At 66.3% G+C, this 15,158-nt stretch carries 13 protein-coding genes; 4 read left to right on the top strand and 9 right to left on the bottom strand.

From position 1 onward, the window contains the following. The coding region (locus tag WAW85_RS00065; RefSeq protein WP_422557641.1) for an ERAP1-like C-terminal domain-containing protein at positions 1 to 1,483 on the top strand (1,483 nt) is incomplete at its 5' end. Positions 1,484 to 1,577: 94 nt separating this feature from the next. Here the strand turns inward: WAW85_RS00065 and WAW85_RS00060 are convergent. Together WAW85_RS00060 and WAW85_RS00055 are read right to left on the bottom strand one after the other, a co-directional pair. Continuing rightward, positions 1,578 to 2,078: a DUF5130 family protein gene (locus WAW85_RS00060; RefSeq protein ID WP_422557640.1), complete on the bottom strand. Its 501-nt coding sequence runs from the start codon at positions 2,076 to 2,078 to the stop codon at positions 1,578 to 1,580. Further along, the gene (locus WAW85_RS00055; protein WP_422557639.1) at positions 2,065 to 2,313 is read right to left on the bottom strand and encodes a hypothetical protein; all 249 of its coding nucleotides are present in this window, start codon (positions 2,311 to 2,313) and stop codon (positions 2,065 to 2,067) included. The genes WAW85_RS00060 and WAW85_RS00055 overlap by 14 nt, the downstream gene beginning before the upstream one ends. A 151-nt stretch (positions 2,314 to 2,464) precedes the next feature. Between WAW85_RS00055 and WAW85_RS00050 the strand changes: the two genes are divergently transcribed. Both WAW85_RS00050 and WAW85_RS00045 read left to right on the top strand, forming a co-directional pair. Then, the gene (locus WAW85_RS00050; protein WP_422557638.1) at positions 2,465 to 2,857 is read left to right on the top strand and encodes a globin; all 393 of its coding nucleotides are present in this window, start codon (positions 2,465 to 2,467) and stop codon (positions 2,855 to 2,857) included. A 24-nt stretch (positions 2,858 to 2,881) separates the two neighbouring features. Continuing rightward, positions 2,882 to 4,537, top strand: a complete 1,656-nt coding sequence (locus tag WAW85_RS00045) for an alpha-amylase family glycosyl hydrolase (protein ID WP_422557637.1) — start codon at positions 2,882 to 2,884, stop codon at positions 4,535 to 4,537. A gap of 12 nt (positions 4,538 to 4,549) precedes the next feature. Here WAW85_RS00045 and WAW85_RS00040 read toward each other — a convergent pair whose 3' ends face one another. The 6 genes from WAW85_RS00040 to ettA are packed head-to-tail and all read right to left on the bottom strand — an operon-like array spanning position 4,550 to position 13,981. Beyond that, positions 4,550 to 5,230 (bottom strand): hypothetical protein, encoded by a 681-nt coding sequence (locus WAW85_RS00040; protein ID WP_422557636.1) that lies wholly within the window; start codon positions 5,228 to 5,230, stop codon positions 4,550 to 4,552. Continuing rightward, entirely contained in the window at positions 5,227 to 5,697 is a 471-nt protein-coding gene (locus WAW85_RS00035) for an acyl-CoA thioesterase (RefSeq protein WP_422557635.1), read from the bottom strand. Before WAW85_RS00035 ends, WAW85_RS00040 begins: the two co-directional genes overlap by 4 nt. 21 nt (positions 5,698 to 5,718) lie before the next feature. Next, a complete protein-coding gene (locus WAW85_RS00030) occupies positions 5,719 to 10,335 on the bottom strand; it encodes an NAD-glutamate dehydrogenase domain-containing protein (RefSeq protein ID WP_422557634.1) in 4,617 nt (1,538 codons plus the stop codon). A 48-nt stretch (positions 10,336 to 10,383) separates the two neighbouring features. Then, a complete protein-coding gene (locus tag WAW85_RS00025; RefSeq protein WP_422557633.1) occupies positions 10,384 to 11,325 on the bottom strand; it encodes a helix-turn-helix domain-containing protein in 942 nt (313 codons plus the stop codon). Then, positions 11,322 to 12,299 (bottom strand): AraC family transcriptional regulator, encoded by a 978-nt coding sequence (locus WAW85_RS00020; protein ID WP_422557632.1) that lies wholly within the window; start codon positions 12,297 to 12,299, stop codon positions 11,322 to 11,324. The genes WAW85_RS00025 and WAW85_RS00020 overlap by 4 nt, the downstream gene beginning before the upstream one ends. A 5-nt stretch (positions 12,300 to 12,304) precedes the next feature. After that, entirely contained in the window at positions 12,305 to 13,981 is a 1,677-nt protein-coding gene (gene ettA / locus WAW85_RS00015; RefSeq protein ID WP_422557642.1) for an energy-dependent translational throttle protein EttA, read from the bottom strand. A gap of 101 nt (positions 13,982 to 14,082) precedes the next feature. On the opposite strand from ettA, the gene WAW85_RS00010 reads away from it, so the two are divergent. Next, positions 14,083 to 14,472 carry a TIGR02611 family protein gene (locus WAW85_RS00010; protein ID WP_422557631.1) on the top strand — a complete coding sequence of 130 codons (390 nt, stop codon included), beginning with the start codon at positions 14,083 to 14,085 and terminating at the stop codon, positions 14,470 to 14,472. Here WAW85_RS00010 and WAW85_RS00005 read toward each other — a convergent pair. Then, positions 14,447 to 14,869 carry a single-stranded DNA-binding protein gene (locus WAW85_RS00005; RefSeq protein WP_422557630.1) on the bottom strand — a complete coding sequence of 141 codons (423 nt, stop codon included), beginning with the start codon at positions 14,867 to 14,869 and terminating at the stop codon, positions 14,447 to 14,449. The genes WAW85_RS00010 and WAW85_RS00005 overlap by 26 nt on opposite strands. Positions 14,870 to 15,158: the final 289 nt, after the last annotated feature.

Below are 15,158 nucleotides of genomic sequence, written 5' to 3'. Positions count from 1 at the left end.
GACCCACCCGATCGTCGCTCCCATCCGTGACCTCGCCGATGTCGAGGTCAATTTCGACGGCATCACCTACGCCAAGGGCGCGTCGGTGCTCAAACAACTCGTCGCCTACGTCGGCCTCGAGCCGTTCCTCACCGGCCTGCGCGAGTATTTCGGTGCGCACCGCTTCGGTAACGCCACTTTCGCCGATCTCGTCGGCGCGTTGGAACGCGCTTCCGGACGCGATCTATCGACCTGGGGCGACCAGTGGCTCAAAACTACCGGCATCAACGTGCTGACCCCAGAATTCACCGTCGACGATGACGGCCGCTTCACTGCCTTCGCCGTCCGTCAGTCCGGTGCCACGCCCGGCGCCGGGGAGACCCGCGTCCATCGCCTGCGCATCGGTATCTACGACGACGATCCCCAGGCCACCGGCACGCTGGTCCGCGTCCATCAAGTCGAAGTCGACATCGCCGGTGCACTGACCGAGGTACCCGGATTGACCGGGATAGCCCGCGGCCAGTTGGTCCTGCTTAACGACGACGACCTCACTTATGCCTCGGTCCGCTTGGACCCCGAGTCGCTCGCCGTCGCCACGGCCCGAGTCGCCGACATCGCCGACTCGATGCCGCGCACGCTGGTCTGGTCGGCCGCCTGGGAGATGACCCGGCAGGCCGAGATGCGGGCCCGCGACTTCGTCGCTCTGGTATCGGCAGGCATCGGCGCCGAGTCAGAGGTCGGAGTGGTGCAGCGTGTGCTGCTGCAGGCGGCCACGGCAGTCGAGACATACACCGACCCGGCGTGGGCGGGCAACGGTGGACGCGCGGCCTTCGCCGCACGCTTGCTCGAACTGGCCCGTGCGGCCGCCGCCGGAAGCGATCATCAGCTCGCCTTCGTCAGTGCACTGCTGGGCGGTCCGCTCAACGACGACCAGCTTCCGCTCGTCCGCGCTGTCTTCGATGGCGACGATCCGGCGACCGTCGGCCTGCCGGGGTTGACCGTCGACACCGAACTGCGTTGGAAGCTACTCAAGGCACTCGCCACGGCTGGCGCGGTCGGCAGCGAGGTAATCGACGCCGAGGCGCAGCGCGATAATACTGCCGCCGGCGCCCGGCACGCCGAGGCCGCCCGGGCCGCGCGCCCACTGGCTGAGGCCAAGGAGGCCGCGTGGGCCACCGCGTTCGATGACGACACCGTTGCCAATGTGACCGTACGGTCCATGGTCGAGGGCATTGTCCGCCCCGGGCAGACTGCGCTGTTGACGCCGTTCACCGAGCGCTACTTCGCGCAGGTGCGCGCACTGTGGGCCCGGCGCTCCAGTGAAGTCGCCCAGACCGTCGTGGTCGGCCTGTATCCCGGCTGGGAGATCAGCGCGGCCGGGTTGACTGCCGCCGATGCCTTCCTGGCCCCCGGCGACATCCCACCCGCCCTGGAACGACTGATCCGCGAGGGCCGTTCGGGAGTCGAACGGGCGCTGGCAGCCCGACTGTTTGACGCGAACTGAGTCGGGCGACCGACAAAGACAGAGATCCCCTGCCGGTAACTACCGGCAGGGGATCTTTGTCAGTTCGGGGTAATGATTCCGTGCTGGTTGGCGGCTACGGCCGCGCGACAGCGGTGGCCATCACGCGCAGCGCGGCGACCAGACCATCGATCAGCTGGTTATCGCGGAACGCCGGAACGGCGGCCGTCACGCCCAACTCGGCGACGCGGTCGTTGATCCGGCCAGCAACCTCGCTGCCGGACACCACGGCGATGTCGCGGGTATTCGGCGAGACCGCGATGAGCGCGGCGTACGCGGGCTCCGGGCAGCGGGCCAGGATGGCGCGGGCGTCGGCGTGCACATCGGAACCGAGGTCGCCGATGTAAGTCGAGAAGCGCACCTCGGCGAGGTTGCTCGCGTCACGCAGAGCTTCGTCGAGCGCAATCAACTCGTCGCGACTGAACGGCGGGGTGTCCATGACATTGCCCGGGAACAGTGCTGTCGAGATCCGGCCACTGGCCGTGACGGACGAGCCAATCGGCAGACCCTCGTCGTTGTAGATGCCGCCCAGGTCGACGACCCCGGAGCGCTGCGGAACGATGTCACCACTTGCCACTTGCGTACCCTCCTTCGACATCCGACGGATCGAAATGGCGCGGCAGAGCCATTGGCTCAATATCGGTCGCGCTGTACAGGGCGGGCGCGAGCGTCCACTCCTGGTCGAGCGAGTATGCCGGCAACTTCGGGCGCTTCATACCCGAGGAGAACAGCATCGACACTACGCAGCCGGCGACGGCGATCAGCACGAGGACGATCACCGTCAAACCGATCGGCACAATATAGCTTTCCACTATCAGCCTTTCGACGAGCGTTCCGCGGGGCGGAACGCACCCAGCCCACAGGATGTGGGCCGCCTTTACGGTCTCTAATCTAACCCACCGGCGAGCGCCGCGTGCGCAGAGGGCCTACAGCGCGTCGTAGATCTTCCGGCGATGGGCAACAATGGGGTGGGTGAGCACCTTTTACGACGAAGTCGGCGGCGAAGCGACCTTCCGAGCGATCACCGAACGGTTCTACGCGGAAGTCCGCAATGACGAGTTGCTACTGCCGATGTATCCCGAAGAAGATCTCACTGGCGCCACCCGCCGGCTGGCAATGTTCCTCGAGCAGTATTGGGGCGGCCCGACCACCTATTCCGATCAACGCGGCCATCCGCGCCTGCGGATGCGGCATGTGCCGTACACGATCGGCCCCCTGCAGCGGGATGCCTGGTTGCGTTGCATGGACATCGCGGTGGGTTCGATTCCGGCCGACGTGCTCGACGATGAGCACCGCGCGCGCCTCACCCGGTACTTCCACCAGGCCGCACACTCACTGATGAACAGCCCAATGTGATCGGTGGTGTGAAAGAATACGCACGTGAGTGCTGATACTTCTCCGGCCGCCCGCGGCCACGAGCTACTGCGACCCGACGCCGACTGGTGGCGGGGTGCGGTCATCTATCAGATCTACCCGCGGTCGTTTTCCGACCTGAACGGTGACGGTGTCGGCGACCTGGCCGGCGTAATCGACAAGCTCGGGTACCTCGAGCTCCTGGGTGTCGACGCCATCTGGCTGTCCCCCATTATGCGGTCCCCCATGGCCGATCACGGCTACGACGTCTCTGACCCCCGCGACATCGACCCACTGTTCGGCGACCTCGCCACCTTCGACGAGCTCATCGCCGAGGCGCACGGGCGCGATATCGCGGTCACCATGGACCTGGTGCCCAATCACACCAGCTCCCAACACGCCTGGTTCTCCGCCGCCCTGGGCGCTGGCCCGGGCAGCGCCGAACGTGAGCGCTACATCTTCCGCCCCGGCCGCGGTGACCACGGCGACCTGCCCCCGAACAACTGGCCGTCGGTCTTCGGCGGTCCAGCGTGGAGTCGCGTGCGCGAGGCCGACGGTGAACTCGGCGAGTGGTACCTGCACTTGTTCGCCCCATCGCAGCCCGACCTCAACTGGGAGAACCCGGAGGTGATGGCCGATCTGGAAGAAACTATGCGCTTCTGGCTCGACCGCGGCATCGACGGCTTCCGGATCGACGTCGCCCACGGGATGGCCAAAGCCGATGGCCTGCCCGACCTGCAGGGACCGGCCGTGGTCCTCAAACACACCGACGACGATCCGCGCTTCAACAACGACGCCGTCCATGAGATCCATCGCCGTATCCGCGCCGTCTCCGACCAGTACCCGCGGACGATGAACGTCGGCGAAATCTGGGTGGATTCGCCAGCGGCCTTCGGCAAGTACGTGCGCCCCGACGAGTTGCACCTGGGCTTCAATTTCCGGTTGGCCAGCGCCCGGTTCGAGGCCACGGCGATTCGTGCGGCAATCGACGAGTCCCTCGCCGCGGTGCACGCCGTCGGCGCCACCCCCACCTGGACCCTGTCGAATCACGACGTCGAACGGGAAGTGACACGGTACGCCCCGACGCTGCCTGACGATGCCGAGGATCGGGCACATGCGACCGAGCGAGCCCTCGGCGTCGGCATCGCCCGGGCCCGCGCTATGGCGCTGGTCGAGCTGGCCCTGCCGGGCACCGTCTTTATCTACCAGGGCGCCGAATTGGGCCTGCCCAATGTGGACTTGCCCGATGAGGCTCTGGTCGATCCGGTGTGGCACCGGTCGGGCGGCACCGTGCGCGGCCGTGACGGCTGCCGCGTCCCCCTGCCGTGGGAGGGCGATCAGGCACCGTACGGTTTCTCCACCGCCGAGAGCACATGGCTGCCGATGCCCGACGACTGGGACCGATTCACAGTGGAAACCCAGCTGGAGGACATCGACTCCACCCTGTCGCTGTACCGGCAGGCGATCGAGTTGCGGTATGCGCGGCCGGAGCTCCGCGGCGACGCCGTCGACTGGTACGAGGCCCCCGCGGGCTGTCTGGCCTTCCGGCGGCCGGGCGGTCTGATCTGCGCGCTCAACGCCACCGACAGCCCGGTGCCGTTCCCGCACGGCCAGATCCTGCTGACTAGCCTCCCCATGGTCAACGGCATGCTCCCGCCGAATTCGGCCGCCTGGCTGGTCTGAATCCGGACGCGGCTAACGCACCGACAGGCCCAGTGTGTCGCGGCGCGCGTAGACCGAGCCGAAGCGGGCGTCGAGGCGGATCCACGCTGGGGAGCGCCGCACGCGCACCGGCTCGTCCGCGGCGATCGCCTCGATCGGCGAGTCTTCGCCGATCTCGCGGCCACGTGCATCCCGGATAAAGCCCATCCCGGTCAGCGCGAAGACCGCGCGCATGCGGACGCCCGCCGCCTCGCCGGGAGCCTCCGCGGAGGTCACCGAGATCACTTCCTGGTCGAGCAGTGAACCAGCGGTGCCCAGCGGCCCAGATTCCTCGCGGGCGACGAGAGTTCCTTTGCGCGCCAACAAGATCAGTTCCCGCGCCGGGATGTCGTCGAGGTGGCCGAAGCCGACACTGCCCGGGAGTGCCCCGCGCCAGGCGGCCGGGAGGGCGAAGCCGAGCCCGACCGGATCCTCACCGCGTCCCAGCGAGTCGGCCAGCACGCTGGCGTCGGCGACGACGTCGCTCGGGTCCACCGCACCGAATACCGACCGGGTAGCGAGAATATCGAAGCCGGTACGCACCCACAGGCCGACCCGGCCGTCGTCGCGTTGCTTAAGCCGCACCACCCCGGAGTCGTCGATGCGTGCCGCGCGCGCAACGAACGCTGCCACATCGCCGCGGTCGGAATCCGCCGCGAGCCGCAGGCCCGTCATCGGCCGGTCGACTCGCGCAGAAACGACTGCAAGTACTCTTTCTCGGTCGGCGGCAGTCGGCGCGGACGTTGGGTGTCGATGTCGAAGGACACCAATTGCGTGGTGGCAACGACGGCCGGCGTGCTCCCGGGGGCGGCTCCATGCGGCCGCACCTCGTAGCCGACGGTGAAGTCGACGGCGCGCACTCGGGTAGTGAACATGGTGACTGAGATCGGTGACTCGTCGTGCCGGATCTGCCCTTGGTACTTCACATGCAGATCGGCCACCAGGCAGCCCGTGCGCATCGGATGGGTGGGCTTGTCGTCATAGAACAGCCAGGGGATGCGGGCTTCTTCGAGGAGCGTCACCATCCGGGCATGATTGATGTGCGCGAAGACGTCCATATCCGACCAGCGCACCGGCACCTGCACCACATAACCCTCCGTGGTGCGATGCCCTGAGCCTTCGAAAAGCCTACGATCACTCATTCACCCCACCCTACGCAGCCGTCAGACCACGCTCCGCAACGCCCGCACCGCCACCGTCAGTCCGGCTAATCCCGGCGTCTCCTCCGCCATCACCTGACTCACGGTGGCGCGCACGCGCGCGAGTTGCGTACTGCGCGCGGACTCCCAGTCGGCGATCTTGGCCGCGGCGCTCTCCTCCGGCTCGGACAATTGCAGGATTGCCAGAGTCAAACCGCGGACCAGCGAATGCAGGTCGTCGCGCAGCGCCAGCCTGGCGAGCAGATGCCAGCGGTCCGCCCCGTCCTGCTTGCCGACGGCATCGAGCAGCTCGTCGATGGCGAACCGCTCGAGCACCGCGAACGCCAGATCCCCCACCTCATCCTGATCGCGGTCGGCAATTTCCGACAGATCAGCGACATCGAGTAGATGCAGCCGGTACGGCGCCATTGCCACCGACCGCGCCAACTCCGGATCGGCGCCCCGTTCGACGAAGCTCGCGGCCGCCCGGTCGATGGCCTCGGCGATGGTGGGCCGAGCCCATTCATCGATCAGCGGAGTCAGTCTGCGCACCTGCGCATAGCGGCGCACCTCCGCCGCGATCGGCAGCGGCTGCGGCCGATGTTCCAGGAACCATCGCGAAGCACGGACCAGCAGGATCCGTTCAGTCCGCGTCATCGCATCGAGCAGTGCTACATCGCGCACCGCACCACGGAGTCGGGCTATCTGCTCGCTGAATCCGAAGACCGCGTTGGTGGCGGTGAAGGCGCGTGCCACGTCTTCGGCAGTCGCGGTGGTGGCCTCGGCCATCTGGAACGGATAGGTGATCCCACCGTCGTCGACGATCAGATTCACCAACGCTGTCGCGCCGATCTCCCGGCGGAGACGATGCACACCGATGCCGTCGGCGAAGCGCGCGTGCAACGGTTCCGGGAAATAGTTGAGCACGAGCGGATCAAAGACGTCACCGTCGAGTAGCGCGGTACCGTTCAGCTCAGCCTTCATATCGAGCTTGACGTGCGCCATCACCGTCGCAAGTTCCGGGCTGGTCAGGCCTCGCCGCAGGGCCGAGTCACGTCGTTCGAGCAACGCCTCCGGGGTGGGCAGTGTCTCCAGGGCCAAGTCGACACCGTCGGCGGCGAGCTGGGCAAGTACCCGTGCGTACAGGTCTGCGTCGTCGTCTGCCGTCGCCCGCGCGCATCCGAGTGCCGCGTTCTGGGCGATGTTGTCATCGAGAACCAGACCAGCCACCTCCGCGGTCATCGACTCCAGGAGCGCAGTCCGATCGGCCGCTGCGAGCGTGCCCGCCCCGATCTGCGCGTCGAGCAGAATCTTAATGTTCACCTCGTGGTCGGAGCAGTCGACGCCGGCCGAGTTGTCGAGCGCATCGGTGTTGATGCGTACACCACACAGGTCGGCTTCGACGCGACCCCGTTCGGTGACCCCAAGGTTGCCGCCCTCGCCGACGACGCGGGCACGCAAGGTGTCCGCGCTGACGCGGACAGCATCGTTGGCTTTGTCGCCGACCGCCGAATCGGGTTCGTCGGATGCTCGAATGTAGGTGCCGATGCCGCCGTTAAAGACCAGATCGACCGGGGCGCGCAGGATCGCGCGGATCAGTTCCGGCGGCGCCAGTGCCGTGACACCGTCCGGCAGGCCGAGCGCGGCGCGCACCTGCGCGCTGACCGGAATCGACTTCACTTCTCGCGACCACACGCCCCCGCCCGCACTGATCAATCCGGTGCGGTAGTCCGCCCACGATGATCGCGGCAGCGCAAACAGGCGCTCCCGCTCGGCGTAGCCCACCGCGGCGTCCGGCGTCGGGTCCACAAAGATGTGCCGATGGTCGAAGGCCGCGACCAGTCGGGTGCACGGAGACGCCAGCATCCCGTTTCCGAAGACGTCGCCGCTCATATCGCCAACGCCTACCGCGGTGAACTCCTCGGTCTGCACGTCGATGCGCAGTTCAGCGAAATGCCGCTTGACCGCTTCCCAGGCGCCGCGGGCGGTAATGCCCATCGCCTTGTGGTCGTACCCGACCGAGCCGCCAGAGGCGAAGGCATCGCCGAGCCAGAAGCCGTAGTGCCCGGCAATCGCGTTGGCGATGTCGGAGAAGCTCGCGGTGCCCTTATCGGCGGCCATCACCAGGTACGGGTCATCGCCGTCCCGACGCACCACCGCGCGCGGTGGGACGATAGTCCCGTCCGGCGCCCGATTGTCGGTGAGCTGGATCAGCGCGGCGACATAGGCGCGATAGCATGCGATTCCCTCCTCGCGGAGATTCTCCGCTGGTGGCTGGCGAACGACGAAACCACCTTTGGCACCGGCCGGGACGATCACCGCATTCTTCACCGCCTGCGCCTTGACCAGGCCCAGAACCTCGGTACGGAAGTCTTCGCGCCGATCGGACCAGCGACATCCACCGCGGGCGACGCCGCCGAAGCGCAGGTGTACGCCCTCCACGCGTGGCGCGTGGACAAAGATCTCGTACTGTGGGCGCGGCGCCGGGGCCAGCGCCAGTTCCGCAGTGGCGATCTTGACCGCGAGGGTCGAGGAGAACTCGCCGTCGATCTCGGCGCATTCGGGATCGACGTGCCGGAAATAGTTGGTCCGCAACGTCGCCCGAATCACTGCAGCCAGTGCGGACAACACGCGATCGGCATCCAGACTGAGCACGTCGGCCAGGTGCGCGTCGAGCCTCTGCGCCGCCGCAGTCGCCCGATTCGTGCGCTCGGCGTCGGTCATCGTCGGATCGAAGGACGCCAGGAATACCTCGGTCAGCGCACCCGCCACCTCGCGATACTCGGCCAGCACCTCAGCGAAGTGCGTCACACTGCTGCCAACGCCACACTGGCGCAAATACCGCACGTACGTACGCAGGAGTGAGACCTCGGCGCTGGTGAGCCCGGCCGCGAGTACCAGCCGATTGAGCGAGTCAGTTTCGGTGTCACCTGTCCACATGCGGCGGAAGGCTTCCGCCACGCGCACTTCCTTGTCATCGAACCCGGTTGGCGCGGATTCGGTGGCTGGCTGAACGGCGAACTCATAGATCCGGACACCTAACCCGTCGGCGCGGTCGACACGGTAGGGGTGCTCGTCCAGCACGATCAGCCCCAGGCTGGCGAGCATCGGGAGCACGTCGGTAAGCGCAGCGTCGCGGCCAGCCAGATAGAAGGTGAAGGTCCACGGGCGACCGTCGCGACACCGCAAGTCCACGTGAACGCCGCCCACCGACAGACCGGCGACGAGCGGGAGGTCGCGTGCGGCCCCGGCCGGGTCGCGTTCTTCCCGATAGCGACTGGAGATAGCTGGCAGCAGCCCGGCGACGGCGGAGTCGGCACCGCTGCGGGCGCGCACATCGTCGTCCCACGAGCGCACCGCCTCGGCCAACAGTTCTTCCAATCGCCGATGCCCGACGGTGCCGATGGACAAATCCGCCCCGTCTGCCCCGCCGCGCACCCGCAGCATCACCTGCAGCTGCGCCAGCGGACCATCTGTGAGCCTGGTGCCGAACTCCGGATCGGAGCCCGCTAGCTCGCGCTGCGCGAACGCGATGATGCGCTGGCGCGTGGTGCTCGAGTAGCGGTCGCGCGGCAGAAAGGCGATAGCGCTGACCGTCTGCCCGTCGTGGCAGCGCCGCGCATAGAAGCGCACAGATCGCTCGACGTTCGCTGTGAGCAGGCCGCGCAGGCGACGCGCCATCTCGCCGGACGGTGTCGCGAAGACGCCGAAGAGCGGGTACGTCTGTAACAGCTCGATCGCTGCCTGTCCGCTGTAGGAATCCTGTTCCAGCCCAAGGGCTTTCAGGATGTCAGCTACCTTCGTGCGGACGACCGGTATCTCCCACACCGATTGGTAAATGCCCACCGGCGAGAACGTCCCGACAAACTGATGCTCCCGCACGCCGTCGTGCAGCCGCACTACCACCGGGTACCGCGTGCGCAAGATACCAGTTTCCAGGTACGCCCGATCGATCACCGGCCGCACGGGCGCCTCCGTGAGCGGCTGCAGCCGGATGGTCTGCGGATCGGACCAGACACCGAGTCCAGGCCCGCCGTCCCCCCGCGCATAGCCCACGAGATGGAAGTTGGCGCCACCGCCGAGCCAACCGATCAGCTGCCGGTACTCGTTACGTTCGGGCTCCGGCGCGATCGCCGCAGCGGCAAGTTCGGCCAGGACCTGGCGAATCTCGTCAGCATCGCGGTGCACCGCCATCAAGAGGGAGAATGCCCGCTCCACACCGTCGCGGATCGCCGCGGGGTCACCTGTGCTCGCCGCAAAGGTGCGCACACTGATCCACGATTCGTCCACCGTCGCGACGCCGTCGTCCCCGATCGCCAGCAACGCTCCGTCGGCGTCGCGGGACACCGGCAGCACGGGGTGGTTCAGACCGGCGACCGTCAGTCCGCAGTCGTCCAAGACGGTGAGGATCGACTCGACCAGCAGCGGCACATCCTGAGCGACGGCCATAATCTCCAGGCCGTCACCGTCGGCGATCCGTGTCACCGCCACGGTGAAGGTCCCCGCCTGCCGATACTTGGCGACCTTCAGATGTCTGGCCAGCCCGGGGCGATCACCCCCGTATCGCAGGAGCGCCTCCGCGAGCAAAGGCTCCGGAAGCAGGGATTCTGTGTCAGTCTCGGTCGACCCGTCGTCGCGCATTCATAACCTCCTTGCGATGAAGGCTAAGGGTGACTGGTCGGTAAAGAGTCAGATTGCTTCGAATGCGTCTGTCACCGGGCGTGCCGGAACGAGCCGGGCCGGTCGCGACACTGCACCGTCTGCGGCATTCGCCGGTCCGGCAGCACAGACCGCTACTCGGTACTCCCGCGGCGTCGTTCCGTACCGGGCGACGAATCGACGGCGCAGGGTGCCGACCGAGGTGAATCCCGATTCGGTCGCCACCCTCGCCAGGCCCATCAGTGGGCGGCTGGCCAGCAACATGCGCGCGTGCTCCAGCCGCCGGCGCGCGATCAGATCGCTGACGGTTTCCCGATTGCCCTCGTAGTACCGGTACAGCTGACGACGGCTCATCGCCATCGAGTCGGCGATCAGCCCCGCCGAGAGCAAGGGGTCAGCAAAGTCTCTATTGATCACGTCTAGGACGGCCGAGTGAATCTGCGGGGGGCACATTCCCGGCGCATCGCCGAGGGCGCCTTCGAGCATCGACCGCACCAAGTCGACCGTGATGTGCTCGGCACCGTCGTCAATCCGCCCACGTCCGGCGACGAGGTCCCCGATGAGTTGCTCCAAGAACCCTGCCGCCGCGCGGTTCAGCACTGTCGGCGGTAAGACGGTCGGATCGGCACGCGGATAAGGGCCAGCCGTCGCATCGAACCGCTCCGTCGGAACCGACAGCACGCTGAACCGGGTCGGCGCGGCGACCACCCAGCGGAATGACCTACGCGCCGGAACCACCACGACCAGACCGGGCTCGCAGGTGATGTCCCGCGCGAATCCGGGACCCGTCAAGCGCATCGTGGTGTCGGCAAGTACGAAGCGGACGTTCGTCGAGTAGTCACCGTAACCCGTACCCGGCCCCATCTGAACCAGTTGGGCATGCACCGCACCGAGCCAGCGTTCGCGTACCGGTGGGCCCGTCGGAGCGGCCGGATCGGTGGGCACGATCCGTTCAAACAGTCCGTTCGTCATGTCAGTTCCTTGCGGAACTCGCTCGGTGCCATGCCGAATTCAGCACGGAACCGCTTGGAGAGAGTGTCGGTCGAGGCGAATCCGGACGCCGCCGCCACTGCGGTGAGGGGCAACTGCCGGTTTCTGCCCAAGAGCACCTTGGCATTGGCCAACCGTCGTTGCACGATCATCCTGGCCGGGGATACACCGGTGCCAGCGAAGTAGCGATAGAGGTGGCGGCGGCTCACGAACAACAACTGGGCGAGCGAGTCCGCGGTGAATTCGGGGTCACGGAAGTTCTGATCGATCATCGACCTCGTCATTTCCCGCATGTACAGATCGCTGTCGGTCGGACGGAAGCTGTCCGGGCGATGCGTGGACAGGACCGCCCGGATCAGGTTCGCAAACGCCACTTCTTGATCGCCGCTGATATCGGCGCGTCGTGCGGCCAGATCGTTCGCGAAGCTGTTGACGTAGGCGGCGGTGGCCCGCGCCAGCGGGGACGAATCCACCAGTGGTCCCATGGTCCACCGCACGCCCGGTGCAATACCCAGTAACTCGGTCGGCACCCAGATTCCGGCGAGGTCAGCGATCTGGTGTGAGGTCTGGGTGAACGGTTCATCGTTGCGGACGACGACCAGGTGCCGCGGGTGCGTGTACGCGACAGTTCGCCCGCCCTGGGTCACCGCACCGCTGCCGGGCAGTTGTTGAGTGCCGACCACCACGAAGTCCGAGTGATACTGCTGCACCAGCGCGCTGGTGCGGTCGGTGGTGCACGGCGAGCGCAGCAGCGAGAAGGCCATCAGCTCACGGAGCGGCCGCCAGTACAGGAACTCCGCGAAGCGCTCCGGTGGGTCGGCCGAAACCTGAAACGTGGCCATGTGGTTGTCCAGGCCCTGCTGCCCCAGACGCAGCAAGTAGCGGGTCGAGTTGGCGCCCAGCGGATCGTCGACGTTGATCCGCTGGTGCCAGGCCTCGATCTGAGCGTCCTCCATCGTGGTCAGTCGCGGGTGAGCTTCCGATGCGTCACGCGATGCGGACGCGCCGCGTCAGCCCCGAGGCGCTCGACCTTATTGGCTTCGTAGGCTTCGAAGTTGCCTTCGAACCAGAACCACTTGGCTTCTTCGACGTTGCCCTCCCACGCCAGGATGTGGGTACAAGTGCGGTCGAGGAACCAGCGGTCGTGCGAGATCACGACGGCGCAGCCAGGAAACAGTTCGAGTGCATTTTCCAGCGAGCTCAGCGTCTCGACGTCGAGGTCGTTGGTCGGTTCGTCCAGCAGAATCAGGTTGCCGCCCTCTTTCAGCGTCAGCGCCAGATTCAGCCGGTTGCGCTCACCGCCGGAGAGCACCTCCGATGGCTTCTGCTGGTCGCCGCCCTTGAAACCGAAGGCGCTCAGGTAGGCACGTGAGGGCATCTCGTTCTGGCCGACCTCAATGTAGTCCAGACCGTCGGACACGACCTCCCACACCGACTTGCGCGGATCGATGTTCGCACGGTTCTGGTCGACATAGCTGAGCTTCACTGTTTCGCCGACGCGCACGGCGCCCGAATCCGGCTCTTCCAGTCCGACGATGGTCTTGAACAGAGTCGTCTTGCCGACACCGTTCGGACCGATGACGCCGACAATGCCGTTGCGCGGGAGGGTGAAGGACAGGTCGTCGATCAATACTCGACCGTCGAAGCCCTTCGTCAGGTTCTCCACCTCGACGACCACATTGCCCAGGCGGGGCGGCGTGGGGATCTGGATTTCCTCGAAGTCGAGCTTGCGGTGCTTCTCGGCTTCGGCCGCCATCTCGTCATAGCGGGCCAGGCGGGCTTTGTTCTTAGTCTGGCGCGCTTTGGAACCCGACCGCACCCAGGCAAGTTCTTCTTTCAGTCGCTTCTGCAGCTTCTGATCCTTCTTACCCTGCACGGAGAGTCGTTCAGCCTTTTTCTCCAGGTACGTCGAGTAATTACCCTCGTACGGATGCAGCTGACCACGATCGACCTCGCAGATCCACTGCGCGACGTGATCGAGGAAGTACCGGTCGTGCGTCACGGCCAGGACAGCGCCCGGATAGTTCGCGAGGAACTGCTCCAGCCACAACACCGACTCGGCATCCAGATGGTTGGTGGGCTCGTCGAGGAGCAGCAGATCGGGCTTACTCAGCAGCAGCTTGCACAGAGCGACGCGGCGGCGTTCGCCACCGGACAGATGCGTGACCGCCGCGTCGCCGGGCGGGCAACGCAACGCGTCCATCGCCTGCTCAATCTGGCTGTCCAGATCCCAGGCGTCGGCGTTGTCCAGGTCTTCCTGAAGCTTGCCCATCTCCTCCATGAGGTCATCGGAGTAGTCGGTCGCCATCAGCTCGGCGATCTCGTTGTAGCGCGCCAGCTTGAGCGCGATCTCGCCCATCCCCTCAAGGACGTTGTCCTTGACGTTCTTTTCCTCGTTGAGCGGCGGCTCCTGCAGCAGAATGCCGACGGTCGCATCGGGGTCGAGGAAGGCCTCGCCGTTGCTGGGCTGATCGAGCCCGGCCATGATCTTCAAGATCGACGACTTACCTGCGCCGTTCGGACCGACAACGCCGATCTTGGCGCCCGGGTAGAACGACATGGTGACGTCATCGAGGATGACCTTGTCGCCGTGCGCCTTGCGCACCTTTTTCATGGTGTAAATGAACTCGCCGGCCAACGCCACAACCTCTTCTCAATGATGTCAAGACCAAACGACTCCCAGTGTAGAGCGGCGAGTACTCACCCGATACTCAGGTCGACGACGTAACGTAGTGACTTGTGCGACTACGACTGAAGATCTGGCATCGACGGCAACGGTTCGCGATCCGGCAGTTCCCGGTGCTGAACCAGCTCTACCGGCTGGCCGTCGGCGTGGTCGGCGCCATCATGATGCTCGCCGGTCTGGTGATGATTCCATTGCCGATCCCCGGGCCGGGCTGGGTCACATTGTTCCTCGGCCTGGCGGTCCTGTCGACCGAGTTCGCCTGGGCGCACCGCGTCACCAGCTTCATTCGGAGCCAACTGCACCGCGCCAGTGCGCTGAGCCAGCACGTGATGGCCCGCACCCGCGCGGTGCTGCGCGAGCACCACGCCTACCACCGGCAGACCATGCTGGCCCACGCGCGCAGCGCCTACCAGCAGTTCAGCCCGCTACCGCTTCCGGCGTGATCTGAGTCACCGACCCCGATTCGGCCGCGCCGAGATCGATGCCGAGCGGCGCACCCGGTTGCGGGTGGGCCAGGTCGAGTCCGAGCGAGACGGCGGTCATTTCCAGATCCGAGCGCTTATTGCCGTCGCCGCCGGTGTACTCGTTGGTGCGAAGCTGGCCATGGGCGATGAGTAACGATCCCCGTCGAACCGTCTGCGCCACCACAGTGGCCAGTCTCCGCCAGCAGACGACCGTGAGGTAGAGCGTCGCACCGTCGGACCATTCACCGGTAGTCCGATCTTGTTTGCGCGAATGGCACGCCACCCGAAGCGAGACCACATCGCCGTGCGCCGGCGTCTGGCTGAGGCGCGGATCGGTGATCACCCGGCCGCTGATCGTCGAATATGTTTCGTACATTGCTGACTCCCTGCGTGAAGTGTTGGTGAGTCGAGCATGACCGGCACTCCGGGTGGACCGGAATTGCCGACGCCGCGAACCTGTGGAGAACTCTCGTCGTCCACAACCTCGCGGCGCGGCGTTGCCTTCGGGTCAGCGAGAAGCTAGGTCCCGTTGAGCGAGTCGATCAGCGCCGGAATTTTCGACACCCCCCAGGCGATCAGCACGACCACCGAGCCGACGACGGCCAGCAGCAACAGCCAGGCCGCGATGCGCGCCCCCGGGGTGCGGGGCGCCGGCGCACCGACCC

This window comes from Gordonia sp. (in: high G+C Gram-positive bacteria) (assembly GCF_049299075.1).
GTDB lineage: Bacteria > Actinomycetota > Actinomycetes > Mycobacteriales > Mycobacteriaceae > Gordonia.
This window is presented reverse-complemented; position numbering and strand designations above follow the sequence as displayed.

Excerpts from the sequence above, each read along its gene's own strand:
- WAW85_RS00050 (WP_422557638.1), top strand. The coding sequence starts at position 2,465 with ATGGGGTGGGTGAGCACCTTTTACGACGAAGTCGGCGGCGAAGCGACC.
- WAW85_RS00020 (WP_422557632.1), bottom strand. The coding sequence starts at position 12,299 with ATGGAGGACGCTCAGATCGAGGCCTGGCACCAGCGGATCAACGTCGAC.
- WAW85_RS00005 (WP_422557630.1), bottom strand. The coding sequence starts at position 14,869 with ATGTACGAAACATATTCGACGATCAGCGGCCGGGTGATCACCGATCCG.
- WAW85_RS00030 (WP_422557634.1), bottom strand. The coding sequence starts at position 10,335 with ATGCGCGACGACGGGTCGACCGAGACTGACACAGAATCCCTGCTTCCG.
- WAW85_RS00040 (WP_422557636.1), bottom strand. The coding sequence starts at position 5,230 with ATGACGGGCCTGCGGCTCGCGGCGGATTCCGACCGCGGCGATGTGGCA.
- WAW85_RS00025 (WP_422557633.1), bottom strand. The coding sequence starts at position 11,325 with ATGACGAACGGACTGTTTGAACGGATCGTGCCCACCGATCCGGCCGCT.
- WAW85_RS00035 (WP_422557635.1), bottom strand. The coding sequence starts at position 5,697 with ATGAGTGATCGTAGGCTTTTCGAAGGCTCAGGGCATCGCACCACGGAG.